The organism is Leifsonia sp. SIMBA_070 (assembly GCF_046534635.1).
Taxonomy (GTDB): domain Bacteria; phylum Actinomycetota; class Actinomycetes; order Actinomycetales; family Microbacteriaceae; genus Leifsonia.
Map to the genome: position 1 here is coordinate 1 of NZ_JAWRYK010000692.1, position 249 is coordinate 249.

At 69.5% G+C, this 249-nt stretch carries 1 protein-coding gene; it reads right to left on the reverse strand.

Annotation, left to right across the window (positions count from 1 at the left end):
• Positions 1-214 (reverse strand): hypothetical protein (locus tag SB754_RS22015; RefSeq protein WP_410784428.1); only part of this gene is annotated, 214 nt, incomplete at its 3' end.
• Between the last annotated feature and the right edge of the window lie 35 nt (positions 215-249).

Sequence of the window (249 nt, forward strand, 5' to 3'; positions counted from 1 at the left end):
GGTCGACGACCTGCGTCGTTGCGTGCACCTCCGAGACCAGCCGGCCCTTCTTGTCGGTCACGGTCACCGTCACCTCCCGTTCGCCAAGCCGGTCGACGGCGGGGAGAGCGAGCGCGGCCGTGCCGTCGCGCACCTCGATCGTCTTCGCCACACCGTCCGCCGTCACCGTGACCTCGCCACCGCGGATATGGGCCGTATCGGCGATCGTTAGCACGACGGGGAGTTCACGACCCTGCACGGCAGTCGACG